This window comes from Cellvibrio sp., from assembly GCF_053579595.1.
In genome coordinates this window covers 7,675-12,019 of the sequence record NZ_JBRFPI010000106.1, presented here as the reverse complement: position 1 = coordinate 12,019, position 4,345 = coordinate 7,675, and the positions used below count along the sequence as shown (strand labels likewise).

Genomic DNA, 4,345 nt, shown 5'->3' with positions numbered 1-4,345 from the left:
GGCATTGGCTGGCGTTAGTCGCCTCCCTGAAAATCTATTCGGCAACAAAAATTATTCGAAAAATCATTCGGCAAATTATTCGGCAAATTATTCGATAGCAACTTGGGATGATGGGCGTCAATATTTGACCAGTCAAGTACTGGTAGACTCGAGCGCTAATACCCATTTCGGTTGGCGAATTGTAGTGCGTCAGCCATTGGAAAATGCACTAGCACCGGTGTATGCCACCTATTGGCATTTTCTGATTATCGCCGTCATTGCGATGATATTGTTTTCACTGCTGGCTTGGCGCCTCGCGCAAAGTGTCAGTAAACCTATTGAACAACTTGCCGCCGCTGCGCGCAGCATCAAACTCCACACCACCGCACCGCGCTACCCAACCGGCACCAACTTGCGTGAAGTTGCGCAACTGAGTAACGCCATGCAATCCATGACTGAGTCATTACTCACGCGCGAGCGCGAACTGGAATTATTGAATCAAACGCTGGAGCAACAAGTATTGCAGCGCACAGAAGCCTTGGCTGCGGCGAATAAACAATTGGAGCACCTCGCTACAACTGACCCGCTTACTGGCGTTAACAATCGCCGTTCGTTTGATGAAAAACTGGCAGAGTGTGTACGCATGGGGCAGCGCACCGGCCACAGCTTTTCACTTTTATTGCTCGATGCTGATCACTTCAAAAAAGTAAATGACAACCACGGCCATCCAGTCGGCGACGCCGTGTTGCAACAAATCGCTCGCGTAATTAAAGACAATATCCGCACGACTGATTTTGTCGCTCGTTATGGTGGTGAAGAGTTTTCCGTAATTTTGCCAAACTCCCCCAATGCCATCGCCGTTAGCACGGTTGCTGAAAAAATTCGCAGCGCAATTGAAATCGCCACCTTCCCCGATGTCGGCCACATGACCATGAGCATTGGCAGCAGCGCCTGGCACCCCAACGAACCCAACGCAACCGCCGTTATACAACGCACCGATGAAGCCCTGTACACAGCAAAAGCAGCAGGCCGCAATTGTGTGGTTGCGTTTAGGGAAGGTGATTAAACCAGGATTTTGTAATGGTGTAATGAGTAGTAATTCCACATGCGAGCAATATTTGTTATTTAGCCTGTCTGTGCTTCAATCAGTTGATCGCTTTCGTAGGGTGTGCTTAGCGAAATAATCCGCGAAGGTCGCAGATGTGCCCAAAGCGGACAGTCAGCCAAATGAGCGTGACAACTAATTGAGATTGCTTGTGCCGTACACTCCATAATTAATTCGGAATGATAGTTAACCCTTTGGTTTAGCGCGAGCTAAATCGATTGAGAGTTCATCTCCTTTTGGAGTTTACAGCACTACACCAAATTAGTTGGAATAACTTTCTGCGGGTTATATAGTTGGTACAATTTAATAAGATGTTAGCTTTCACAGGGAATACCATATGTCTAAAGAAACTCGGCTCACCAGAACAAAAGCTTTATATGAGCAATTTCTTTCATTGAATCCACGCGAATTCGAAAATTTTCAATTGAGTCTCACCGATTTTGATGGTCTCAACTTCGACGAAGCTAAACGCACTATGCGCTTCGTTTTAGATACGTTCGACGGGCTTTCGGCAAATGATGCTTGGAGTGAATTAACATGGCACGCGTTATCAAGCATTGAAAGTGTTCTTCAAGCTATGTACAACGCCTATGCTCAATTAAAAAACACTCGAGATCAAAATTCATTTCAAAATTTAGCGCCTCAAATTGACTCAATGGCATACCACATGCGTATGTTTGGAGTGTCATTGTTAGCGTCTGGTGGAATTCATTTTGAAAGAACTACTACTGCCATCTCAATCGAGCTAGAAAAGCTAATGGTCGCTCGTGCCGAAGTTGAAAAGCTTAGAGATGAAGTTAAAACCTTAATCGCACCAGCTGTTGCTGGATCGCTTTCTGAATCATTTACACAACGGAAAAAAGTTCTTTTGTGGGGAAGAATAGCTTGGGGTAGTGCTGCATTACTGGTCGGTGGCATTGGAATTTTCGAGACTTATCAATTTGCTAATTCAATTGGGGCAGCCATATTGGCCGTTAAAGTTCCAGGGCAATCTAACGAAATAGTATGGGCGTCTATACTATTGCGTTCAATTGTTTTGTTGCCCCTATTTGCTGCTTTTGGTTTTTCGTTTTCTCAGTACAAAAAAGAGCGTGACTTTGAAGAAGAATATGCACATAAAGCAGCAGTTGCTACGTCGCTCCCTAATTATGGCGATCTTACACGTGAGCCTTCTGTGCGAGATCAAATCGTTACCGCAGCAACTAATGTCATATTTAGTACGCCCGCCAAGCAAAAAATTGAGCCTGAGAATTCTGAAAAATTACTTGATTCTGTAAAAGAACTATTTGACTCTATCGCAAAAATATTGCCTAAAAAAGAATAGAGCATACAAGGCGTTGCACCAGGCGGTGAACGCAACATTAAAATCATGAGATATTAAAAATGGCCGCACCAAGAGTCTTTATTAGTTCAACATGCTTTGATTTTGCAGAGGTACGAGATAGTCTAATTTCTTTTTGCCAAGGATTTGGGTTTGATGTTGTTCTAAGTGAGAAGGGAGATGTTTTTTATCATCCAGATCTACACACCCATGAAAGCTGTGTTAATGAAATCTCTAATTGCCAATTATTTATTCTTATAATTGGTGGACGATTTGGTGGAAAGTATCGAGTTGATCCGCAAAAATCTATAACCAATGCAGAATACATTTCTGCTAAAGAATTAGGCATTCCTGTATTTACTTTTGTAAAAGAAACGGTATTGGCTGATCATCATGTTTTCCAAAAAAATAAAGATAAAAAGTTCTCAAAAGAAATTGAATATCCTTCAATTGAAAACCAGAACTATGCTGAAAATATTTTTGAATTTATTGATGCCGTAAGAAGCTCAAATGTCAACAACGGATTTTTCCCATTTAGATACGCTAAGGAATTGCACGAAAACCTAAGAAAGCAATGGGCAGCAATGTTTTTCGATTTCCTATCTAAAAGAGAAGTTTCAAATCAATTAAAATCCACCTCAGAATCAATAACAAATCTATCAATAGCATCGAAGAAAATCGAAGAGCTAATTAAACAAATTTATAGGCAGGTCGATAGTGCTGGGGCTGAAGAATCAATCTTGGCAATTGATGAAGAAAGCGAAGCATCGAAATTCTTCGAAAGAATTGCAAAGAAGATTGATATGCCAATTTTTATTGATCCTTCAATGATTGACTCGCTGAAAATTAAGTGCCCCAATAATTGGTGGGATTTTTTGCTTAAATTCGACGGTTTTGAATATATAAATGGTGCAACAAGCTCAGATGGAAGAGAAACCGATATATTGGTTTACTCCCCATCTACAGCGTTTATTTCTGATATTTCTGGTGAGTTTAGTCCTTCAGAAAGAAAGACTTTCAATACTTTTAAAAAGGAATATGAAAAGTTCCTTAATGTTAGCGAGTTGACAAAACAAAAAATCCTAGAGAAGTATTCCCGATTTTAAAAAAATCTAACAAATCGCTGATTCCCGCGCATTAAGACAACAAAGACGGCTAGGAAAAAAGGCAATACATCGGCTCAGCAAAAAGTATTTGCCTGGTCGCAAATGCGGCATAAGCCTTTATGCAAATATTAACGCCCCGACATTTTTAGCCAATGGAGAGACAGGCGCAACGGTGAAGGTTGTGATTGGTAGGGTTGGTTTGGCGACCTTGATGCTGAATGGTATTTGGTTTCTGCTGTTACATTGGGTTGCGATAAAAACGAAAAGTTTACCCAGAGCATTAGCCTATTTAGGGTTAACAATGGGCGGGTTAAGCTTGTTACCGCCATTCGGAATACTGGTTTTATTGCTCAGCTCGTAGGTTGGGCAGCCATGCCCAACAATGCCATTAAATAACAATAATGTTGGGCATTACTGCCCAACCTACATAAACGCCAACGTCCGCTTTTGGCCGTTTCCGGCCAAAGCCAGCAATTAATAACCACTCAAAATATTCCCCGTATATTTTAATGTAAAGAATTAATAAGTTATGAATGTTGCTCGCACCGCGAGTGGCATTTTAGCTTTGGCGCGTTTAAGCTCGGCGCTTTTCTCGTTCATGAGACACCCATAATGCATACTATAAAAATTCTTTGTCTGAGCGCGTTACTAACGGTTCCTTCACTTTCCCATGCGGATTTTGTTGACGATTTTAATACTAAAACAGTCGCGGGTTGGCAGACGATCACGGGTGATGGTGATGCGCAACTAAAATTGATACCCATGGATGGTTTTGTACGCATGCAGGTTAATGCAACAAAAGACCAACACACCATTTGGTGGACAGTCATTAAG

4 protein-coding genes are annotated in these 4,345 nt (G+C 41.7%); all 4 read left to right on the top strand.

Going from position 1 to position 4,345, the window contains the following annotated elements; translation table 11 throughout:
- A partial coding sequence (locus tag ACWA6V_RS08725) for a GGDEF domain-containing protein (protein ID WP_449522120.1) occupies window positions 1–1,045 on the top strand: 1,045 nt, incomplete at its 5' end.
- 376 nt (window positions 1,046–1,421) lie between these two features.
- Complete coding sequence (locus ACWA6V_RS08720; RefSeq protein WP_449522119.1) at window positions 1,422–2,408, top strand: hypothetical protein; 987 nt, start codon at window positions 1,422–1,424, stop codon at window positions 2,406–2,408.
- A gap of 59 nt (window positions 2,409–2,467) precedes the next feature.
- Window positions 2,468–3,511 (top strand): DUF4062 domain-containing protein, encoded by a 1,044-nt coding sequence (locus ACWA6V_RS08715; RefSeq protein WP_449522118.1) that lies wholly within the window; start codon window positions 2,468–2,470, stop codon window positions 3,509–3,511.
- Window positions 3,512–4,123: 612 nt separating this feature from the next.
- Window positions 4,124–4,345, top strand: a 222-nt coding sequence (locus tag ACWA6V_RS08710) for a hypothetical protein (protein ID WP_449522117.1), incomplete at its 3' end; no start/stop codon positions are given.